General features: G+C 40.0%; 18 protein-coding genes. 16 read left to right on the forward strand and 2 right to left on the reverse strand.

Features of this window, described 5'->3' with window-relative positions:
- Positions 1-32: 32 nt before the first annotated feature.
- The 3 genes from PT278_RS06810 to PT278_RS06820 are packed head-to-tail and all read left to right on the forward strand — an operon-like array spanning position 33 to position 2,345.
- Entirely contained in the window at positions 33-665 is a 633-nt protein-coding gene (locus PT278_RS06810; RefSeq protein ID WP_277131197.1) for a GTP pyrophosphokinase family protein, read from the forward strand.
- A complete protein-coding gene (locus PT278_RS06815) occupies positions 662-1,468 on the forward strand; it encodes an NAD kinase (RefSeq protein WP_277131198.1) in 807 nt (268 codons plus the stop codon). Before PT278_RS06810 ends, PT278_RS06815 begins: the two co-directional genes overlap by 4 nt.
- Positions 1,455-2,345, forward strand: coding sequence for an RluA family pseudouridine synthase (locus tag PT278_RS06820; RefSeq protein ID WP_277131200.1), 891 nt, complete (start codon positions 1,455-1,457; stop codon positions 2,343-2,345). The genes PT278_RS06815 and PT278_RS06820 overlap by 14 nt, the downstream gene beginning before the upstream one ends.
- 34 nt (positions 2,346-2,379) lie before the next feature.
- Here the strand turns inward: PT278_RS06820 and PT278_RS06825 are convergent, their stop codons facing one another.
- Positions 2,380-3,405: a lactonase family protein gene (locus PT278_RS06825; RefSeq protein WP_277131201.1), complete on the reverse strand. Its 1,026-nt coding sequence runs from the start codon at positions 3,403-3,405 to the stop codon at positions 2,380-2,382.
- Positions 3,406-3,531: 126 nt separating this feature from the next.
- On the opposite strand from PT278_RS06825, the gene PT278_RS06830 reads away from it, so the two are divergent.
- The 13 genes from PT278_RS06830 (at position 3,532) to PT278_RS06890 (ending at position 20,654) form a co-directional block, all read left to right on the forward strand.
- On the forward strand, positions 3,532-6,297 hold the full coding sequence (locus tag PT278_RS06830; protein WP_277131203.1) for a cation-transporting P-type ATPase: 2,766 nt from the start codon (positions 3,532-3,534) through the stop codon (positions 6,295-6,297).
- A 74-nt stretch (positions 6,298-6,371) separates the two neighbouring features.
- Positions 6,372-6,752, forward strand: coding sequence for a PTS glucitol/sorbitol transporter subunit IIA (locus PT278_RS06835; RefSeq protein WP_277131204.1), 381 nt, complete (start codon positions 6,372-6,374; stop codon positions 6,750-6,752).
- 13 nt (positions 6,753-6,765) lie between these two features.
- Positions 6,766-7,968 carry an AI-2E family transporter gene (locus PT278_RS06840; protein WP_277131205.1) on the forward strand — a complete coding sequence of 401 codons (1,203 nt, stop codon included), beginning with the start codon at positions 6,766-6,768 and terminating at the stop codon, positions 7,966-7,968.
- Between the two features lie 45 nt (positions 7,969-8,013).
- Positions 8,014-8,571: a tRNA (uridine(34)/cytosine(34)/5-carboxymethylaminomethyluridine(34)-2'-O)-methyltransferase TrmL gene (trmL, locus tag PT278_RS06845; protein WP_277131206.1), complete on the forward strand. Its 558-nt coding sequence runs from the start codon at positions 8,014-8,016 to the stop codon at positions 8,569-8,571.
- The gene (locus PT278_RS06850) at positions 8,571-8,963 is read left to right on the forward strand and encodes a DUF1149 family protein (protein WP_277131207.1); all 393 of its coding nucleotides are present in this window, start codon (positions 8,571-8,573) and stop codon (positions 8,961-8,963) included. Before trmL ends, PT278_RS06850 begins: the two co-directional genes overlap by 1 nt.
- A gap of 19 nt (positions 8,964-8,982) precedes the next feature.
- A complete protein-coding gene (locus PT278_RS06855; RefSeq protein ID WP_277131208.1) occupies positions 8,983-11,463 on the forward strand; it encodes a DNA translocase FtsK in 2,481 nt (826 codons plus the stop codon).
- Between the two features lie 173 nt (positions 11,464-11,636).
- Positions 11,637-12,365 carry an SDR family NAD(P)-dependent oxidoreductase gene (locus PT278_RS06860; protein ID WP_277131210.1) on the forward strand — a complete coding sequence of 243 codons (729 nt, stop codon included), beginning with the start codon at positions 11,637-11,639 and terminating at the stop codon, positions 12,363-12,365.
- A 67-nt stretch (positions 12,366-12,432) separates the two neighbouring features.
- Entirely contained in the window at positions 12,433-13,506 is a 1,074-nt protein-coding gene (locus PT278_RS06865; protein ID WP_277131211.1) for a RodZ family helix-turn-helix domain-containing protein, read from the forward strand.
- A gap of 28 nt (positions 13,507-13,534) precedes the next feature.
- Positions 13,535-14,095 (forward strand): CDP-diacylglycerol--glycerol-3-phosphate 3-phosphatidyltransferase, encoded by a 561-nt coding sequence (pgsA, locus tag PT278_RS06870; protein WP_277131212.1) that lies wholly within the window; start codon positions 13,535-13,537, stop codon positions 14,093-14,095.
- A gap of 274 nt (positions 14,096-14,369) precedes the next feature.
- A complete protein-coding gene (gene recA / locus PT278_RS06875) occupies positions 14,370-15,476 on the forward strand; it encodes a recombinase RecA (RefSeq protein ID WP_277131213.1) in 1,107 nt (368 codons plus the stop codon).
- Between the two features lie 131 nt (positions 15,477-15,607).
- The gene (gene rny, locus PT278_RS06880; protein ID WP_277131214.1) at positions 15,608-17,239 is read left to right on the forward strand and encodes a ribonuclease Y; all 1,632 of its coding nucleotides are present in this window, start codon (positions 15,608-15,610) and stop codon (positions 17,237-17,239) included.
- 165 nt (positions 17,240-17,404) lie between these two features.
- Positions 17,405-19,345: a BspA family leucine-rich repeat surface protein gene (locus PT278_RS06885; RefSeq protein WP_277131215.1), complete on the forward strand. Its 1,941-nt coding sequence runs from the start codon at positions 17,405-17,407 to the stop codon at positions 19,343-19,345.
- Between the two features lie 148 nt (positions 19,346-19,493).
- A complete protein-coding gene (locus tag PT278_RS06890) occupies positions 19,494-20,654 on the forward strand; it encodes an MraY family glycosyltransferase (protein WP_277131216.1) in 1,161 nt (386 codons plus the stop codon).
- 18 nt (positions 20,655-20,672) lie between these two features.
- On the opposite strand, the gene PT278_RS06895 is transcribed toward PT278_RS06890, so the two are convergent.
- Positions 20,673-21,332: a YigZ family protein gene (locus PT278_RS06895; RefSeq protein ID WP_277131218.1), complete on the reverse strand. Its 660-nt coding sequence runs from the start codon at positions 21,330-21,332 to the stop codon at positions 20,673-20,675.
- Positions 21,333-21,368: the final 36 nt, after the last annotated feature.

Below are 21,368 nucleotides of genomic sequence, written 5' to 3' on the forward strand. Positions count from 1 at the left end.
TGAAGTTGCTGTTTGAGAAAGGAATTATTTCAATGGAAATAGATTGGGACAACTTTTTATGGCCATATACAGAGGCCGTTAATGAATTAAAAGTAAAATTTCGGGCCCTTAGACAGAGTTTTTTAACTAAGGGAGAACACTCGCCAATTGAATTTGTCGTTGGCCGAGTAAAAACAGTTGATTCGATTAAAGAAAAAATGACCCGGCGGGTAATCAGTCCCGACGTGATTGAGACTGACATGCAGGACATTGCTGGCATTCGAATCGTGTGTCAGTTTGTTGACGACATTTATAAGGTAGTGGACTTAATCCATGAGCGGCAAGATATGGAAGTCTTGGAAGAGCGCGATTATGTGCAAAACGCCAAGCCATCAGGTTATCGTTCTTACCACATGGTGATTTCCTATACTGTTTATTTGCCAGAAGGTGCTAAAAAATTGCTGGCCGAAATTCAGGTGCGGACATTAGCAATGAACTTTTGGGCAACAGTTGAGCATACTCTAAATTATAAGTATCAAGGTTCTTATCCAGATGATATTTCCAAGCGTCTAAAGTCAACAGCGGAAACAGCATACAAGTTAGACGAGGAAATGTCTTTAATTAAGGATGAAGTTCAGGAAGCGCAGAAGATTTTTACCAAGAATAAGGGCAAGGAAAAATCATGAAAATAACGATTGCTCATAATACTAATGAGGAAACGTTGCGGGTTGTCGCGCATTTAAAAAAATTATTGCAGCAAAAAGATGATGTTGTCTTTGATGCCAAGTATCCGGATGTAGTAATTACAGTGGGCGGCGATGGTACATTAATTAATGCTTTTCATCGTTATGAAACCCAGATTAGCTCAATCAGGTTTATTGGAATTCATACGGGACATTTGGGCTTTTATACTGATTGGCGCAGTGACGATGTTGATAAGATGGTGGATGCACTCTTTTTGCGGCAGCCGGAGTCGACCAACTATCCGTTATTGGAAGTTGAACTTGAGACTGAAGCAGGAGAAAAGCGGCATTTTTTGGCTCTGAATGAATCGGCAGTCAAACGGGTTTCACATACCTTGGAAGCTAACGTCTATATTGAAGGTAAATTATTTGAAAACTTTCGCGGCGATGGCTTGTGCGTCTCAACGCCAACTGGCTCAACTGCCTACAACAAGTCACTTGGCGGTGCGGTAATTCATCCGCGGTTAAAGGCGTTGCAAATGGCTGAGATTGCTTCGATTAATAATCGTGTGTTTCGCACTCTCTCTTCGCCAATTGTTATTGCCCCTGACCAGTGGATTACAATTGTGCCAGATGCTAATCATTTGGTAATGACAGTTGATGGTCAGCACATTGATGTCTACAATGCCAAAAAGATTACTTACCGGATTTCGCAAAAGGTAATTCAGTTTGACCGCTTTGGCCACACGCGATTCTGGTCGCGAGTTCAGAGTGCCTTCATTGGTGATAAAAATGACACTATTTAAGTTAAAGTTTACAAGTAACAGCCCCCAGAAGTTAGGGGCTTTTTTAATGAAGCATGGTTTTTCAAAGCAGGCGGTTAATAATGCTAAAAATCATGATGGCCTAATTCTGGTTAATCATAAGCGCCGCTACACTAGCTACCAACTGCATAATGGTGACGAAATTATTTTTGTACCGGGTCAAGAAAAGGCCAATCCGTGGCTGCGACCTTCTGATAAGCCGCTAGTGCGAGTTAAGGAAACAGCTAACTATTTGGTGGTGAACAAGCCAGTTGGCGTCTTGTCAATTCCCTCACGTTATGAAGACGATGATGCGCTTGTTAATCGCGCTTTAGGATACTTTGCTAAGAGCAAGCAGGAGGAAGTTAAGCCGCACGTAATTACCCGTCTTGACCGTGATACTTCAGGGTTAGTGTTAATCGGTAAGAATCCGATTGCCCATGCCCGCTTTGCTAAGTTAAGTAAGAATGACTTTGTAAAAAAATATCATGCTGTGGTTCACGGTAATTTTGCGTCAGATGAGCTAACCGGAATGATTAAGGCGCCAATTGCGCAAAAAGAAGGAACCGTCGTCCGTCAAATTGATGCCAATGGTCAGTCGGCAGCAACAGAATATCGTGTTTTGGACCAAGTCAAAGGTGCAAGTTTAGTCGAATTACGCTTGTTTACTGGCCGCACGCACCAAATTCGCGTTCATCTGCAGTCGATTGGACACCCATTATTTGGCGATCCGTTGTATGGTGTAGCGGATAATTTTACAAGACAAGCCTTGAATTGCTACTATTTGGCTTTTACGGATCCCTTCTTGGATCAGCAAGTAGAAATTAAAATTCCGGAGCCGCTTGATATGCAAGAATTGTGGCAGAATTTACAAGGATAAACAAAAAAGTTGTGTGTACACACAACTTTTTTAATTATTCAAATAAGACACAAGTACCTTCTGGTACGGCAATGTCTTTTTGCACAGGGGTAAGACAACCATTTTCAGCGTCCCGAGTGTAGAGTGTCGCATTATCCGTATTTTGGTTGGCGACCACCATGTATTGTTCATTTTCGTCCCAGTTAAAGTCACGTGGGAACTCACCGAACGTGGAAACTCGTTGGGTCAATTGCAAAGTATGGTCAGGCTTAATACCAAAGACAGTAATTGAATTATGACCACGGTTAGAAACATAAAGATATTTGCCGTCGCTGCTCATTCGAATTGCTGCTGCACCGTTATGTTCAGTGTAGTCTTCAGGAATGGTCGAATAAGTTGCAATATTTTCAAACGTCCAGTTATCTTCGTCGAACTTCACAACATTAACTTTGCTGGATAATTCACCGGCAACGTAGAAGTACTTGCCATCGGGACTGAAAACAATGTGGCGACTGCCAAATCCTGGTTCATTTTGGTAACTTGCTAGGTGTGCTAATTTTTGGTCGTTAAAACTGTAAAAGTCAACACGATCATTACCCAAATCACAGCTAACTAAATTGCCATTAGGCGTTTCGTCAAAGAAGTGGGGGTGCGGGCCGTCAACTTGTTCAGGTTGCGGTCCCAATGTGTCAGCCGTATGGGTGACTGAATCCAGCAAGGTTAATTTGCCGTCTGCAGTATAAGAAAAGACTGCCAATTGAGCTGTGTGATAATTGGCTGTATAGAGCAGCTTTTGCTCTTTATTGATGCCAATATAGGCAGGAGATGAGCCAGCTGTTAAATAAGAATCAGTTTCTTGGTATGCACCATTAATTAATTTGTAGGCACTAATTCCGCCTTTGTCACCTGCATTGTTAATCGTAAAAATCAGGTCATGATCTTGGACAAAATAAGTTGGTCCACCAACTTTAATGATTTCCTTTGCTTGACCTATTTTAGCTGTAGAATCCGTGATTTCAAGCGGTAATTCGTAAATTCCGGTGGCTGTGTTTTTAGTGTAGCCGCCAATTAATAGCCTCATTTTTTAACCTCCAGTTAAATTTTGTAATATAATTACTCTTAATAAGTATAGCACGAAGTGTTATATTTAAATTTGAGTAGTTAGCTTTATTAAAAGCAGAAAATTTTAGTTAAGAAGGTACCGTTAATGGACGAAAATAAAATTCGTGAACTTTATGCAAAAAATGACGTTGCAGAAGTTTTTACCAATTTAAATTCTTCATCTGATGGTCTGAGTTCGCAAGAAGCTGCCAAAAGACTGCAAAAATATGGTCCTAATGAGATTAAAAAATCTCAAGAAGAATCACAATGGAAAGTATTTTTTAAAAACTTTATCAGTATGATGGCAATTTTGTTGTGGATTTCAGGTGCAATTGCAATGTTCAGCGGCACACTTGAGCTGGGAATTGCAATCTGGATGGTGAATATTATCAACGGCTTGTTTAGTTACTGGCAAGAACGTGCGGCTAAACGGGCAACAGATGCGTTAAATAATATGCTGCCGACTTATGTGCAGGTCATTCGTGATGGCAAAAAGGTGCAGATCGATTCTAAGGAATTAGTTCCGGGTGATGTATTTGTCCTGCAGGCTGGGAATGCAATTCCTGCTGATGCGCGGCTAATCTCGGCTAGTTCAATGCAGGTCGATCAGAGTGCCTTAAACGGCGAGTCAGTGCCAGAATCAAAGACAACGAAGTATGATCCTGGTGAAGGCAGTTATGCCGAAACTAACTTGGTTTATTCTGGGACGACAGTCGGTGCTGGAACAGCACGGGCAATTGCCTTTGCGACGGGGATGAATACCGAGTTTGGCCGAATTGCGCAATTGACGCAAAAGCAGGACGAGGTTGATAGTCCGTTAACGCAGGAACTTAACCGCTTGACTAAGCAATTATCAATTATTGCGGTTTCGATTGGGGTCTTGTTCTTAATTGCCGCGATTTTCTTTGTTAAGTATCCGTTTGCTAAGGCCTTTATCTTTGCGTTAGGAATGATTGTTGCCTTTATCCCAGAAGGGTTATTGCCAACAGTTACCTTGAGTTTGGCGCAAGGTGTTCGTCGAATGGCGAAAAAGCACGCCTTGGTCAAAGAATTAAATTCAGTTGAAACCTTGGGTGAGACGACCGTTATCTGTTCGGATAAGACAGGGACATTAACGCAAAACCAAATGACAATCCATTACATCTGGACCTTGAAAAATGAATACAAAGTTACGGGTAATGGATATGTTAACAATGGTCAAGTTGAATTAAACGGTAAGCAATTATGGTATGAAGAAAATCCAGACTTGCATAAGTTAATTCAGATTGCTTCTCTTGATAATGATACCGCGGTACAGCCAAGCAAGGTTAAGGGCGGTAAGCCGAAGATTTTAGGTACGCCAACCGAGGCTTCGTTAATCATTATGGCGCAAAAGGCAGGCTTTGACCGGCAAAAGGTGCTGGTGAAGTACCCAAGAATGCGGGAATTGCCGTTTGATTCTGACAGAAAACGGATGTCAACCATTCACCGCTGGAACGATCAGCAGTATATAATTTTCACTAAAGGTTCATTTAGTGACGTGATTAAGCAGTGTGACCAGGTTCAAGTTGATGGTCAAGTACGGTCAATAACCCAAGATGATATTGATCGGGCTAATAAGAGTAATGCTCAATATGCCGCTCAAGGATTGAGAAGTATGGCGATGGCTTACCGGATTGTTGACCGCGATGATACTGACGTTTCTAAGTTAACAATCGCTGATGCTGAAACGCATTTGGTCTTTGTTGGGCTAACAACAATGAGTGATCCGCCGCGGCCAGAAATTTACAACGCTGTTAAACGCTGCCATGAAGCTAAGATTAAGATTATCATGGTCACTGGTGATTCTAAATTGACTGCCAAGTCAGTTGCGGTTCAGATTGGCTTGACTTCTGATAAAGCGCGCGTTATTTCTGGAACAGAACTTGAAGAAATGAGCGATAACGATTTACGTGAGGCCTTGAAGGGTGAAGTTATTTTTGCTCGGGTTGCGCCAGAACAAAAGTACAAAGTTGTTAAGACATTGCAAGAAAATGGTGAAATTGTGGCCTCAACTGGTGATGGGGTTAATGATGCGCCAGCCTTGAAGCAAGCTGATATCGGGATTGCAATGGGAATGACCGGTACGGACGTTGCTAAAGACGCTGCCAACATTATCTTAACCGATGATAACTTTGCTTCGATTGTTGCCGCAATTGAAGAAGGTCGGGCCGTTTACAGTAACATCCGGAAGTTCTTAACATATATTTTGACTTCCAATGTCCCTGAAGCCTTTCCGTCAATTTTGTTCCTGTTCTCTGGTGGTCTAATTCCACTGCCAATGACTGTTATGCAGATTTTAACGGTTGACTTAGGTACGGATATGTTGCCGGCATTAGGGCTTGGCGGCGAAGCTGTTGATCCAGATGTGATGAAACAGGCGCCGAGAAAGCGCAGTGAGCACTTGCTTAACCGCAGTGTCATTCTTCATGCCTTCTTATGGTACGGTCTTATCTCAAGTATTATTTCGATTGGCGCATACTTCTTTGTCAATGCTCAGAACGGCTGGCCGCAAGCTGCCTTAGCTGCTAGTGGACCTGTTTACATGCGGGCAACGACAATGGTACTAGGTGCAATTGTCTTTACTCAGGTTGCCAATGTTTTGAACTGCCGGACCAACAAGGTTTCGATTTTCAAGAAGGGTTTGTTCAGTAACCACAACATTTGGTACGGGATTATTTTTGAAATCTTACTGTTCTTTGTCTTGACGGTAACTCCGGGACTACAGCAATTATTCAACACAACGAGATTATTGCCGACAGATTGGTTATTCTTATTCTGCCTGCCAATTCCGCTGGTCTTGATTGATGAATTACGTAAATGGCTCTTTTTCCACAAAAAAGTTAAAGAGTGAAAATAAAAAGCCGCTTATATATTGGGTAAGCGGTTTTTATTATGCTAAAATTAATTATTAGGGAGCATAGAAAAATGAAATGGATATCTACAATAACGCAAATTGGTCAACAAGCAATTAAGCCCGAAGATAAGATGGTTATTTTATTTGGTGAAAATGTTACTAAAGGCTTAGTAGATGTATCGGTTCTGCAAAAATTTGGTTCGCAGACACCTGCTAGCACGTTTGTTTTTAAAAAAGGTGATACAATCACAATTGATGGTCAAACCTATGTTGCCTCTTTTGTCGGGAGCATGGTTGAAAGTAATATGCGGGTTTTGGGACATGCAACTTTATTTTTTGACCAGAAGAAACTTCAAAATCCGCTAGCCAATGGTATTTATCTTGAATTGGGCACTAAGCAAACGCTGCCGGAATTCAGGGTAGATGATGACATTGTTTATGAACACAGATAATTAGGATGGTTTAATGGAAAATCAACGAAAACACTCGAAGCGCAGTATTTTTGAAAAATGGTTTTTGAATAATCGCTTTAGTATTGTACTGCTTAATATCTTATTGTTCTTCCTTGTGATTTGGTTGTTCAATAAGATTTCTTTTGTTTTGAATCCAGCGCGGTTATTTTTTAGTGCTATTTTGCCACCGCTTTTGTTGGCAGTGATCCAATTTTACATTATGAATCCGCTGGTAGACACGCTTGAGCGCAAGTTTAAAGTGCCGCGGGTTGTTACAATTGCTGGGCTGTTTATTATAGTAGCCTTACTACTTGTCTGGATTATCAATACGCTTTTGCCGATTGTTCAAACCCAAATTAATTCACTAATTAAGCATTGGCCGCGCATTTGGCGTGAAGCAAGTGTTGCCGTGCAGGATAAGTTAAGCGACCCACAATTTCATAGCGTTAAAAATAATATTAATGATGCGATTAATCGTGCACAAAGCATGTTATTTAAGTCTAGTCAAACGGCAATTAACGCGGCTCTAGACAATATTTCATCAGCAATTAGTATCATTACGATTATTTTCATGACGGTCGTTACCGCGCCGTTCATCTTGTTCTTCATGCTTAAAGATGGACACCGATTGCGGCCATATATTACAGAATTCGCGCCTAAACGCTGGCAAAAAAGTTTTAGTAAATTATTATATGAAATCAATGCTGCCTTAGCTTCATATATTCGAGGTCAGATTACCGTTGCTTTTTGGGTGGGCATTATGTTTGCAATTGGCTACACTATTATTGGGCAGCCATACGCAATTGCTCTGGCGGTTTTAAGTGGTGTGTTAAACTTGATTCCGTATTTTGGAACGTTTATTGCCTTTATACCTGCTGTAGTGATTGCGGTGATGACCTCGGTGCCAATGTTAGTCAAGGTGCTCATTGTGTTTGCGGTTGAGCAGACAATTGAATCACGGGTAATTAGCCCACTTGTATTGGGCAACAAGATGGCAATGCATCCAGTTACCACGATTTTGCTCTTAATCGGTGCCAGTTCTGTTTGGGGCCTTTGGGGCGTGATTTTTGGGATTCCAATCTATGCAATCTTGAAAATTATTATCATGCGCGTGTACAATTATTACCGTAAGGTTTCGCAGGTTTTTGCGGAGGATAAGAATGCTGCTTTAACCACAGAAGCTGCACCTAAGAAAGAAAAAATAACAAAAGAATAGAAGAAGTGTGGTTATAGGCCGCACTTTTTTGTTAAGGAGAAAATAATGACAAACCATGTTGTATTGTATGAACCACTGATGCCAGCTAATACTGGTAATATTGCTCGGACTTGTGCCGGAACGAATACAGTGCTAGATTTGATTGAACCATTGGGCTTTCAAATTGATGATAAGAAGATGAAGCGTGCCGGACTTGATTATTGGGATAAAGTAGACGTCCGTCGCCATGATGACCTTGAGGCATTTTTGAAAACACTGGGTCCGCAGGATGAAATGTACTTAATTTCGAAGTTTTCAGCGAAAAATTATGCCGAAGTTGATTACACTGATGAGGATAAAGATTACTATTTTGTTTTCGGAAAAGAAACAACAGGTTTGCCGGAAACTTTTATGCGTGAATACTATGACCGCAACTTGCGCATCCCAATGTCTGTTAACATTCGCTGCTATAATCTTTCCAATTCTGTAGCGATGGTTTTGCTTGAGGCATTGCGCCAACAGGGCTTTCCAAATATGGAAACAGCGCACCATTATGAAAATGACAAGTTAAAGGATGATTATAATCGCCCTGAACGTTATGAAAGAAATTTAGGAGAAGAATAATGGATTTTGTTAAAGAAACACCAGTCATGGTTAAAAATTTTCACTATGACATTAATGAAGAACCAGAAACAAAAGATCAAGTTAATTTTGGCTTGAAAAAAGTTGAAAAACAAAATGATGACGGTACAACTGATGCTGGTCAAGATGGCAGCTACTTTGATGTCACGGTAATTTTTGATGTTGCCCCAGATCCCGGAGAATTTTCTGTTAGCGGGATGATTAGCCAAATTGTGCAAATTAAGGATTACTTTGGCGATGGCAGCGATCTTGATAAGACTGACTATAAATTACTCAGCCGGCCATTAGTTGAATATATTGAGACCTTAACTTATGAAGTTACGCAAATTACCTTGGATCAACCAGTTAATTTGAACTTCCAAGCTAATTTTTAGCTCCTAATTAGGTGCAATTATGCCTAAGAAAAAGAGAAAGACAACTAAAAAACGTAAGAAGGCGCAGAATACTGGGATAACTTGGGCGGTTATTGGTCTGATTCAACTTATTATTGCTGTTTGGGCATTTGTGAAATTTGGTATCTTGGGCAGACAGATTGCCAACTGTTTTCGTTTGTTTTTTGGCGATTCTTATTTACTGGCAGCGGGTTTGTTCGGCCTGTTCGGTCTAGTAATGCTAATTTATAACAAGCCGATGCACTTTAAGTTTAAGCGCAGTTGCGGCTTGTTTTTGGCAATTTTAGGGGTATTAGTAATTCAGAGCAGTATTTATTTTGAGCATGAGCTGGTTAATAATGCTTTTATGAATGCCTTTTGGCACGAAATGACCGCTGAATTTGCTCGTGCGGCGGTGACTCTGCCAGTTGGTGGCGGGATTATTGGCGCCATCTGCTATCAATTGTTTTACCAACTACTTGGCCATATTGGTCTGCGCGTGATCGCAGTTTTGTTGATACCAATTGGCCTGTTAATGTTTTTCGATGTTAAATTTAGAACAATTATTGAAAAGTTTCAGTCCTTTAGTCAGCTGTTTATTGTCAAAAATCAGGCAGCGGGAACCAAAATCAAAGATAAATATGAAGTTCTACGCGAGAAACAATTACAGAAAATAGCGGAGCAGCAGGCACGTGATCTGAATGATCCGTTAAACTCGACGTCGCCGATTTTTCCTAATGTTAATGATTTTGCGGTTAAAAAAGATACTATTGAAGAAGAGACAACTTCACAAGAAAATCCTCCTGAAACAGAAGCAGAGTTTGAAGCACCAGTTGAGGATGAGCAGAATGCCGAGCCGCAAATTCAAATTGCTAGTCAAGAAGAGCCTAACTCAAATGAGCCGGAAGCAGAGTTTGACCAACAGACAGAATCAGAAGATGACGAAAAAGAAGAAACGACGTTGCCAAAGTCACATTCTTTTGCCGATCAGGATAAGAAAATGCTGCAGGAATTGGCAGATGTGGACCACGGCGAACTAGAAACCAAGCAGAAACAAGAACCTAATCCTAAATATCGGAAGCCGCCGCTTTCGCTGCTTGATACAGTTAAGAATGCGGATCAGAGTTCAGATAAAACATTAATCCGGCAGAATACCCAGACTTTGCAGACAACTTTTAAGAGTTTTGGCGTTAATGTCATCATTAAGAAGGCAATTTTGGGGCCAACGATTACTCGGTATGAAGTTCAGCCTGCAGTTGGGGTTAAAGTCAGCCGCATTGTCAATTTGGCTGATGACTTGGCCTTAGCGTTAGCTGCTAAAGATATTAGAATTGAGGCGCCAATTCCCGGTAAGCCATTTATTGGGATTGAGGTGCCTAACCGAACAACGTCTGTTGTTGCGTTTAAGGATGTAATGCAGAACCAGGATGCCAAGGCGCAACAGGAACCAATGGTCGTGCCTCTTGGTAAGGATGTTACAGGGCAGACAATTTCGGTTAATTTGGCTAAGATGCCGCACTTATTGATTGCTGGTTCGACTGGTTCTGGGAAGTCCGTGGCAATTAACACGATCCTAACCAGTATTTTGATGAAGGCAATGCCTGACCAAGTTAAATTGATTTTAATTGACCCAAAAATGGTCGAATTATCCGTTTATAATGGGGTACCGCATTTGCTGATTCCAGTTGTAACGGATGCTAAACTAGCCGCTAACGCGTTAAGCAAGGCCGTTAAAGAAATGGAGCGGCGTTATAAATTATTTGCGGCTAGTGGCGCGCGCAATATGGCGGAATTTAACGAAAAGGTTCGACTGAACAATCAAGATAAAACTAAGCCAGCAATGAAGCCGTTACCTTATATTTTGGTTGTCGTTGACGAATTGAGTGACCTAATGATGGTTGGCGGCCATGATGTCGAAGGTGCAATTGTCCGCTTAGGACAAATGGCGCGTGCTGCCGGAATCCACATGATCTTGGCAACGCAAAGGCCGAGTGTCGACGTAATTACCGGCCTGATTAAGGCGAATGTGCCGTCGCGGATTTCTTTTGCCGTATCTAGTGGTGTTGATTCGCGCACAATTTTGGACCAAACAGGAGCGGAAAAATTATTGGGTCGCGGCGACATGCTGTATATGCCAGTCGGTGCTTCAAAGCCGGAACGAATTCAAGGAGCTTATGTTGCTTCTAGTGAAGTGGAACGAGTTATCTCCTGGGTTAAGGACCAGCAGAAGCCAATATATGATGAAGAAATGATTCCGCAAAAGAGTAGTGATAATGCGTCAGATGACGATGAACCAGAAGATGAATTTTATTCTCAGGCGGTTGATCTGGTTAGACGTCAGCAGACAGCCAGTGTGTCAATGTTGCAACGCCGTTTTAGAATTGGTTATAATCGAGCTGCTAGAATTGTGGATGACATGGAAGCTAAAGGTGTCGTTGGGCCTTCTGAGGGTTCAAAGCCGCGGCAGGTTCTATTGCCGCCAGAAGATGCATCTGAGAAGTAATTTTTAAGAAAGTTTAGCATGTGGCAATTTTAGCTAATTTTACGGTTGAATAATGTTAAAATTAACTCGAACATTGTGATTGTAAAAGTGTAGAATTGGACAAGTAATTGTTATATAATTTGTAATACTGTACAAATTAATGGCCCAGAATTGGGCAGAAAAGGAATGTTAGAATGCAGCGAGCAATTGTGTTTGGCGCTACTGGTGGAATTGGACAAGCTATTTGTGCGGATTTGGCACAAGATGGCTGGTCGCTTTATATTCATTGCAGTCAAAATTGGCAAGTGGCTTGCGAGTTAAGCGAAAACTTGACTAAGCAGTATCCCCAGCAAGATTTTATTCCAATTAAACTTAGTTTTTTGGCTGATGATCGGGAGTTACAAACTTTTGTAAAAGGATTACTGCCAATTAATGCGGTTGTTTTTGCCCAAGGCATTACCGATTACAACTTTGTCAGTGGGCAAGACTTACATAAGATTGACCAAATTATGCGTGTAAATCTATCAGTGCCAATTAAGTTGACTAGCTTGCTTGAGCCGCTTTTGATTAAAAATGATTTTAGCCGCATTGTCTATATCGGTTCGGTTTATGGCGGTCAAGGCAGTGCAATGGAGTCTGTTTACAGCAGTTCAAAGGCTGGCTTAACACGCTTTGCTCAAAGCTACGCGCGTGAAGTGGCATCAGCTAATTTGACAGTTAATGTAATTGCTCCCGGCGCGGTTAATACACCGATGAATGCAATGTTTGCGCCGGAAACCATGGAGGAAGTCAAAGGTGAAATTCCTGCTGGCCGACTAGCTGAAGGCAGTGATATTTCATTTTGGGTCAAGACTTTACTCAGTCTTCGTTCTGGCTATTTAACAGGTCAGACGATTTATGTCAGCGGTGGCTGGCTGTTATAAGTGTGAAAAAAAGTAGTAGTATATGTTATACTCTAGTTGTTAGTGGAGAATTTTTGAAGAGGTAACTATGGCAGATATCGGAGATAAATTACGCAGTGCCAGAGAGGCAAAGGGACTTTCAATTGCAGATATTGAAAAAGCAACCAAAATTCAAGGTAGATATCTGACGGCAATTGAACAGAATGATTTTGATAAACTCCCTGGTGATTTTTATGTGCGGGCCTTTATTAGACAATATGCACAGATTGTCGGCTTGGATGGTAAACAGTTATTAAGCGAATACCATCAAGAAGTTCCTGCAGCCCAACCAGACGAATACGTTGAAGATTCGATTGATAATAAGAGCGAAGAAGTTCGTAAGACAACCAGCAACAAAAAGAAATTGTGGAAGAATTATTTACCACGGATTATTGTTGGTCTGGGAGTAATTGTTGTGATTTTGGTTTGTTATGTGGTGTACGCCCATTTTTCAGCAAGTCATAATCAAACTACTAACCCAGATAATGGGGTTTCGATTTCTTCAGAAAATACCAATAAAGCTAAGAAAAAGAAGCCAGTTGCAGTTAATCCAGTCAAGATTAAGGAATTAGCTGCCAACCAATTCCAAGTTACTGGCTTGAAGAATAATCGTAATTTAGTTGTGCGTGCTGGTGACCAAAGTATTACAGTCACGATTTCTGTTAATGGTGTTAGACAAGCATCTCAAACTTTAGCAGCTGGACAAAAGCAAACAATTGCCATTCCTACTGATGCCCAAAATGTTAGCGTTACGCTGAGCAATGCGTCAGGAACTAAGGTAACTGTTGGCGGCAAGAAAGTACCATATGATGCCCAAAATGGCAGTTTGAGTTTGACATTATTGATTGGCAAACAACGTAGTCAAACTACAAGTCAATCAAATTCAACTCAAAGTAACCGGACAAATACCAATAGCGGTACAACTGGTTCAAGTTCTAATTCTAGTCAATCTACTAATAGTTCAAACAATCAGACTACACATAGTACGACTACTAATAATACTGCAGAGCATAATCAAACTACCCAAAATAATGGTCAGAGCAATAACCAGACTAATACTACTAATAATGGCAGTCAGTCTGATAGTTCAACTCACTCTTCAACCACTAACAATGGCAGATAATTATCGAATATAGGAGAAGTAGTAGAGAATGAATTTACCCAATAAATTAACTGTTTTTAGAATATTTTTAATCCCAGTCTTCGTGTTAATCGTCATGTTTGGCGGTGATGCAAGTGTCCAAGTTGCCGGCAGTACAGTCTATTGGCGGTTAGTAATCGCCGCAGTTGTGTTTGCCATAGCTTCAGCAACTGATTGGTTTGATGGTCACATTGCCCGTTCGCGTAATATGGTAACCAACTTTGGTAAGTTTGCTGATCCGTTAGCCGACAAAATGTTAACAATGACTGCCTTTATTATGCTGGTTGAATTAAAATTAGCACCAGCTTGGGTGGTAGTTATTATTGTTTGTCGTGAGCTTGCAGTTACTGGTTTGCGGTTGATTTTGGCAGAAAACAAGGGTCAGGTAATGGCTGCGGCAATGCCTGGTAAGATCAAGACAACTTGCCAAATGCTGTCAGTTATTTTCTTACTGATTGGTGATTTTTACCATATTGGAACGATTCTGCTCTACTTGGCATTAATCTTTACAATCTATTCAGGTTGGGATTACTTCCATAGTTCATGGGGCGTTTTTAAGGGCTCAATGTAATTATAAATAAATTTAAAAGACGCTGACTTGGTTAGCGTCTTTTTGTATGCTTTTAAAATCGCCTAAGGATGCAACATTTTTGCTTAATTAATTCTTACTTGTTAGCATTAAATTACTAGAACTGGTAAAAATGGCAACTTTTTTCGCAAAAAAAGATAATTTTGGCGTATTTAATAATGCGGGATAAAAGAATAAACATTTGTTCGGTTTTCCTTGCAAATAAACAAGAAATCAAAGTATAATTAATGGGTATTAATTAGAGGAGGAAAATCGCTTGGCCAAAGACGAAAAACAAAAAGCACTGGAAAGTGCATTGAAAAAAATTGAAAAGAATTTTGGTAAAGGCGCCGTAATGCGGATGGGCGACAAGGCTGATACTGAAATTTCGACGGTTCCGTCCGGTTCGCTGGCACTTGATGCGGCTTTAGGTGTTGGCGGTTACCCACGAGGAAGAATTATTGAAATTTATGGACCTGAATCTTCTGGTAAGACGACGGTTGCTTTGCATGCTGTTGCCGAAGTGCAAAAACGCGGCGGTACGGCTGCTTATATTGATGCTGAAAACGCAATGGACCCAGCTTATGCCCAAGCTTTAGGTGTTGACGTTGACGCGCTTATTTTGTCACAGCCAAATACTGGTGAAGAAGGCTTGCAGATTGCGGATACTTTAATCGCCAGTGGGGCAATTGATATTTTAATTGTCGATTCTGTTGCTGCATTGGTACCACAAGCTGAAATTGATGGTGACATTGGGGACAGTCACGTGGGCTTGCAGGCACGATTAATGAGTCAGGCATTGCGGAAGCTTTCCGGTAATATTAATAAGACCAAGACCATTGCGATTTTTATTAATCAAATTCGGGAAAAAGTTGGTATTATGTTCGGTAATCCTGAAACTACGCCTGGTGGTCGCGCCCTGAAGTTTTATTCAACCATTCGTTTGGAAATTAGACGGGCTGAAAAGATTAAACAGACTGGCGGCGACATTACTGGTAACCGGGTAAAAATTAAGGTGGTTAAGAATAAGGTTGCGCCGCCATTTAAAGTTGCTGAAGTCGACATGATGTATGGTCAAGGGATTTCTCAAAGTGGGGAATTACTTGATATGGCAGCTGATAAGGACATTATTGCTAAGGCGGGTTCGTGGTATTCATACAATAATGAGCGGATCGGCCAAGGTCGCGAAAATGCCAAAAAATATCTTGAAGAACACCAAGATATTTATGATGATATTCAACATCAGGTTCGAGAAGCTTATGGTATTGATGAAAAATCAATCGCTGATCGTGAAGATCCAGAAAAAGTTAAGGCTAACAAGCCAAAAGATGAAACTGCAACTAAGGATTCTTCTCAAAAAGAAGCCGATAACAAAAGCGAATAGAGTTGAAGAAATTGACCTTGACCTCGGAATTTGAGGCAAGGTTTTTTTCTTGTTCATTGACATGTGTGCCGTGGTTCTTTATCATTAATATTGTGTGAATAATCTAAAAAATAAAAAAGGCGATAGTAATCATGACAAATATAATTTTGATTCCCGTCGCGGTTGCTATTATTTCAATTATAATTGGGTTAGGAATTGGTTACGCAATTCGTAAGAACATTTGGGAGAAAAATGCCCAAAATGCGCAAAATGATGCCGACCATATTTTAACCGATGCAAAAGCACAGGTTGCTGCTGCAAGGACTGAAGTTAATGCCCAAAAGCAGGCAACAGAAGCCTTAAAGCAGAGTGCTGAAAACTCTAAAAAAGAGAAAATTCTCGAAGCTCAAGAAAAAATTCAGGATTATCGGCAAAAAGTAGAAGACGAATTAAATGTTAAGCGTGATGAGATTGCGCGTGACAATAATCGTTTGAAACAACGAGAAGATACCCTCGATCACCGGAATTCTTTACTTAAAGAGCAAGAGGATGGACTCAATCAAAAAAAGGATCAATTGCAGAAGCAGCAGGAAGAACTTGATGTCAAAGTTAAGGCTGCTGCTGAATTAGTCGATCAAAGACAACAGAAATTGTATGAAGTTGCGCACCTGGACAAGCAACAGGCTAAGAAGTTGGTTTTGGACCAATTAGCCGATCAGCTAGTCAAGGAGCGGGCAACAATGATTAAGACCAGTAATGAAGAGGTGGCTGCTAAAGCTGACCATTATGCTCGTCAAATAATCATTGATGCGATTCAGAGTAGTTCGGCAGATACAGTTGCCGAGACTACTGTATCTGTGGTTGATTTGCCTAATGAGGAGATGAAGGGACGAATTATCGGACGTGAAGGTCGGAATATTCGTTCATTTGAAGCGCTAACAGGAATTGATTTAATTATTGATGATACACCAAAGGTTGTTACTCTTAGTGGGTTTGACGCGATTAGACGTGAGATTGCTAAACGGGCAATGGAACGGCTGGTTAAAGACGGTCGGATTCATCCTGCTCGCATTGAGGAAACAGTCGACAAGGCGCGTAAAGAAGTCAATGACGATATTTATGAGGCTGGTGAAAGCGCATTAATGGAACTTGGGATTCACAGAATGAATCCTGAATTGGTTAAGACGCTTGGACGCTTGAAGTATCGTACTTCATACGGACAGAATGTACTGGGTCACTCAATTGAGGTAGCTAAGCTTGCCGGCACAATGGCAGCAGAATTGGGATTAAATGAAAAATTAGCGGTACGCGCGGGATTATTACACGATATTGGAAAAGCCATCGATCATGATATTGAAGGTTCACACGTTGAAATTGGTGTGGAATTAGCACGGAAGTATCATGAATCAGATGTTGTTGTTAACGCAATTGCAGCCCACCACGGGGATGTGCCGAAGTTGTCGTTTATTGCTGAACTAGTTGTTGCAGCAGATACGCTTTCTTCGGCAAGACCAGGTGCTAGAAGCGAAAGTTTGGAAAACTATATTAGACGGTTGACCGAACTTGAGCAGATTGCTAAACGGTACGATGGAGTCAAACAGGCTTATGCCATTCAGGCTGGACGTGAAGTTCGGGTCATGGTAGAGCCAGAGAAGATTTCAGATGATCGAATTACCGTTTTGGCACGTGATATTCGGAATCAAGTTGAAAAAGAACTCGATTATCCTGGTAATATTAAAATTACCGTGATCCGTGAAAAACGGGTTGTAGCAGTTGCAAAATAAAGTTAAAAGCTAGATTCGTAAGAACCTAGCTTTTTTCGTGCTATTAATTATTTATTTGTTATTTTCATTATTTTGCTATATGAAAGTCTTAATTCTTGTTGATTAAAAAAAAAAAAGATTATTATTAAATATGTAGAAAATAATTTAATTTAGGAGGATGCTAATATGCAGTTTAATAATAGGAAACGGTTAATTAAGGCTTTTTTGAAGAATAGTAAAAAGTCTAGCCGTAACTTAATGGTTGGTGCAGCAGTAATTGCCAGTACGATTGGTGGTCTGACAACAATTAATCAGGTTCATGCAGCAGTGCCAACAAGTACACAAGCAAGTACTAAAAAGGCTACAAGTTCGGTTCAAATTGCGAAAGTAACCAAGAAAACTTATCTTTACAATAAGTCGGGGAAACGTGCTAATAAAAAAGCTCTAAAGAATGGTAAAACGGTTAAAATTTATGGGAATAAAACTATTAAAGGAAAAGCATACTATTCTTTAGGTCATGGCAAGTATGTACTAGCAAGTCATGTAAAAATAGCTAAGAGTGCCAAAGTTGCAAAAGATTCATATTTATACACTAAGAATGGTAAGCGTGCTGATAAAACAGTTTTAAAATCTGGTAAGACCGTTTATACTTACGGTACTAAAACGATTAAAGGAAAGACATACTATGCATTAGGAAATGGTAAGTATGTTTTGATGGAGAATGTAATATTAAGCAATAGCAACACGTCTACACAAAATCCTGCTGAGACTGATTCTTCGAAGCCAAGTAATACACCTAGCTCAAGTAGTTCCAATAGTTCAAACGTAACAAATGATGGTAGTTCAACAGGTACTGGTTCATCAATTAGTTCAGGTTCGTCAGATAATTCTAAGCCGCAACCACCAGTAAACAACGGTGGTTCAAGTAGTTCGAGCTCATCAAATAGCAGTAGTTCAACATCTTCTGATATTAAAAAGGGTGTAAGTGGTCAGTGTGATCTAACTTATGATCCAAGTACCAAGGCCTTGCATATTGCTGCTGGCAAAGATGGCAATACTTTGTCTAATGAAGATACTATTACAACCTCAGTAAGTAATATGAAAATTGATCCTAATGATATTCAAACAATAAGTATTGATTCAAAAGTTAGCTTTCCTTCAGATGCAAGTCAAATGTTTGAAGGCTTAGAAAATGTTACTGAAATCAAAGGCTTAAATAAAGTTGATACTAGTAAGACAACGGACATGTCCTACATGTTTGGTGGAGATATTAGTCTGCAAAGTTTGGACTTGAGTAATTTTAATACTAGTAATGTAACAGATATGTCCAGTATGTTTGATATGGTGGATTCCGATAATGGTGCTGATTATGATGATCGTACAATTAATGGTAGTTTAACAAATCTAGATCTAAGTAATTTCGATACTAGTAATGTAACTGATATGGCGTATATGTTTGCTCATGATACAAGCTTGAGGAATTTAAGCATTAGTAGCTTTGATACAAAAAATGTAACTAATATGGCAAGCATGTTTACTTTTGATCATTCGTTAACTAGTTTAGATGTAAGCAAGTTTAATACTGGTAAAGTAAGAGACATGTCTTATATGTTTTGTGGGTATAAAGCTTCTAAGAATTTAGATTTAAGCAGTTTTGATACTAGTAATGTAACTGATATGGATCATATGTTTGTGGATAATATTCATGTAACTAATATAGATGTAAGTCATTTCAATACCAGTAATGTAACTGATATGTCAGATATGTTTGCTAATGATCAACAGGTTTCCAATTTAGATGTAAGCAACTTTGATACTTCAAATGTAACTGATATGCATCAAATGTTTGCGTTTAATGAGAGCTTAACTAGTGTTGATGTAAGTAGTTTTAATACTAGTAAGGTTACTTCGATGGCAAGTATGTTCCATGATGACATTAGTTTAAGAAATCTTGATGTCAGCAATTTTAATACACATAATGTTACGAGCATGGTTGCAATGTTCCATAAGGTACCAGGTCCAATTTCTGGGATCGATCATTTTGACTTTAGCTCAATTAATGATGGTTTGAATGGTAATGCAAGTAACCATTACAACATGTTTAATACGGTAATAGCTAACGATTAGTTTTTTTATCTTTAGCTTAAATACAAATCTCTATTAGAAAATTTTTCTAATAGAGATTTTTTGCTTTTTTCGTTGGATAGCCTAATTTGTGCATTTTTGCCCAAGCCTGTATAATTAAAAGCAACTAAATTATGAAAGTAGCCAAATTATGTTTAAAATTATTGTTGAATTATTCTTTTTGGTAATCATTCAGGCAGCCATTACGCCGTTCATCAGAAGATTGGCCTTTGTGCTTGGTGCGGTTGATAATCCTAATGCCAGACGCGTAAATAAAACTCCAATGCCAACTTTAGGCGGGCTCGGTATTTTTGTAACCTTTAATATTGGGGTTTTCGTGCTATTGCGGGAACAATTTCCCACTCATGAGTCATTCAGCATTTTGCTGGCATCAAGTGTGGTTGTATTGACCGGGATGATTGATGATATTTTAGAATTAAAACCCCGGCAAAAAATGTTTGGTATTTTTGTTGGCGCGCTAGTAATTTACTTTTTGGGCGGTATTAAGATGAATGTCCTTAACGTTCCGTTTATCAATAAGCAAATTAATTTGGGCTGGTGGAGCCTGCCGATTACAATTTTTTGGATTTTAGCTTTGACTAATGCCGTCAATTTGATTGATGGCTTAGATGGTCTAGCCGATGGGGTTTCAATGATCTCCTTGTTCACAATGGGAATTGTTGGCTACTTCTTCTTGCATACTCGTCAGTTATATATTCCAATTGCGTGCTTTATGCTTGCGGCGTGTTTATTAGGCTTTTTACCGTATAATTTTCATCCGGCAAAAATGTTCTTGGGTGATACAGGCGCGCTGTACATTGGCTTCATGATTGCAGTTTTGTCACTTAAAGGATTAAAAAATGTCACCTTTATTTCTTTGCTGGTGCCAATTATTATTTTGGGAGTACCGATTACTGACACGATTTATGCAATGATCCGGCGCAAATTAAATAAGCGGCCAGTTTCTCAGGCTGATAAGCACCATTTGCACCATCAGTTAATGCGGATGGGATTAACGCACCGGCAAACAGTGTTAACAATTTATGCTTTGTCGCTGATTTTTTCCTTTATTTCGCTGCTGTTTCTTCTGTCACCGACTTGGGGAACGTGGCTGCTAATTATTGGCCTACTGCTTGCCCTAGAATTGTTTGTGGAATCAATTGGGCTATTGGGCGAGAAATATAAACCGTTCTTGCATTTGACGCAAAAGATAATTAGTGCGCGCAGTACTAAGGATCCAACAGTCGAGGTTTGGCATCTGGGACAGGATAAGCCGGAACAATTAAAACATCAAAACGACAAAAAAGACTAGAATTGAATCTAGTCTTTTTTATTTTTCATGATAATTATGTGCATTAATTAGTAGTTCGTTGTAACGTTTTTCGCCATTAGTAAAGGTTACTTTGCCAGCAAGCAGATTAGTTAATGCTTTTTCTAAATTAGCTTGGTCGTGCTCGTCGATAAAAAGATGAATAGCAATGTCAACACCATAGTCGATTTTAGCAACATAAATCTCTTTTTGTTTCAAAAAATGGTCTACTTCATCAAAACGGTTGTAGGCAACATGAAAAATCACTTCTTGCTGGCGAACGCGTTTCACAACCCCGATTGCTTGGGCGCCTTCACTGACACTGTTGGAATAAGCTCTGATTAAGCCGCCGGCGCCAAGCTTGATACCACCAAAATAACGGGTGACAACAACGGTGACGTTTTTTAAGTTCATTAGCTGCAGTGCCTTTAATTCAGGTACTCCGGCAGTTCCAGACGGCTCGCCATTGTCGCTGGCTTTGACGTGGTCATCATTTAGACCGATTGTGTAAGCAAAGGTATTGTGGGTGGCATCATGGTATTTTTTACTGGTTGCCGCGATGAATTCTTCGGCTTCATCAACTGACGTTGTTCTTGCTAAACTGGCGATAAAGCGGCTTTTTTTGATAATAATTTCATGGTCGCCGTTTTCTTTAATTGTTAAATAATTTTCGTTAGTCAAAAAATTTTACCTTCTTTTTGCGTAATTATTAATGGA

It is taken from the genome of Lactobacillus sp. ESL0703, assembly GCF_029433435.1.
GTDB lineage: Bacteria > Bacillota > Bacilli > Lactobacillales > Lactobacillaceae > Lactobacillus.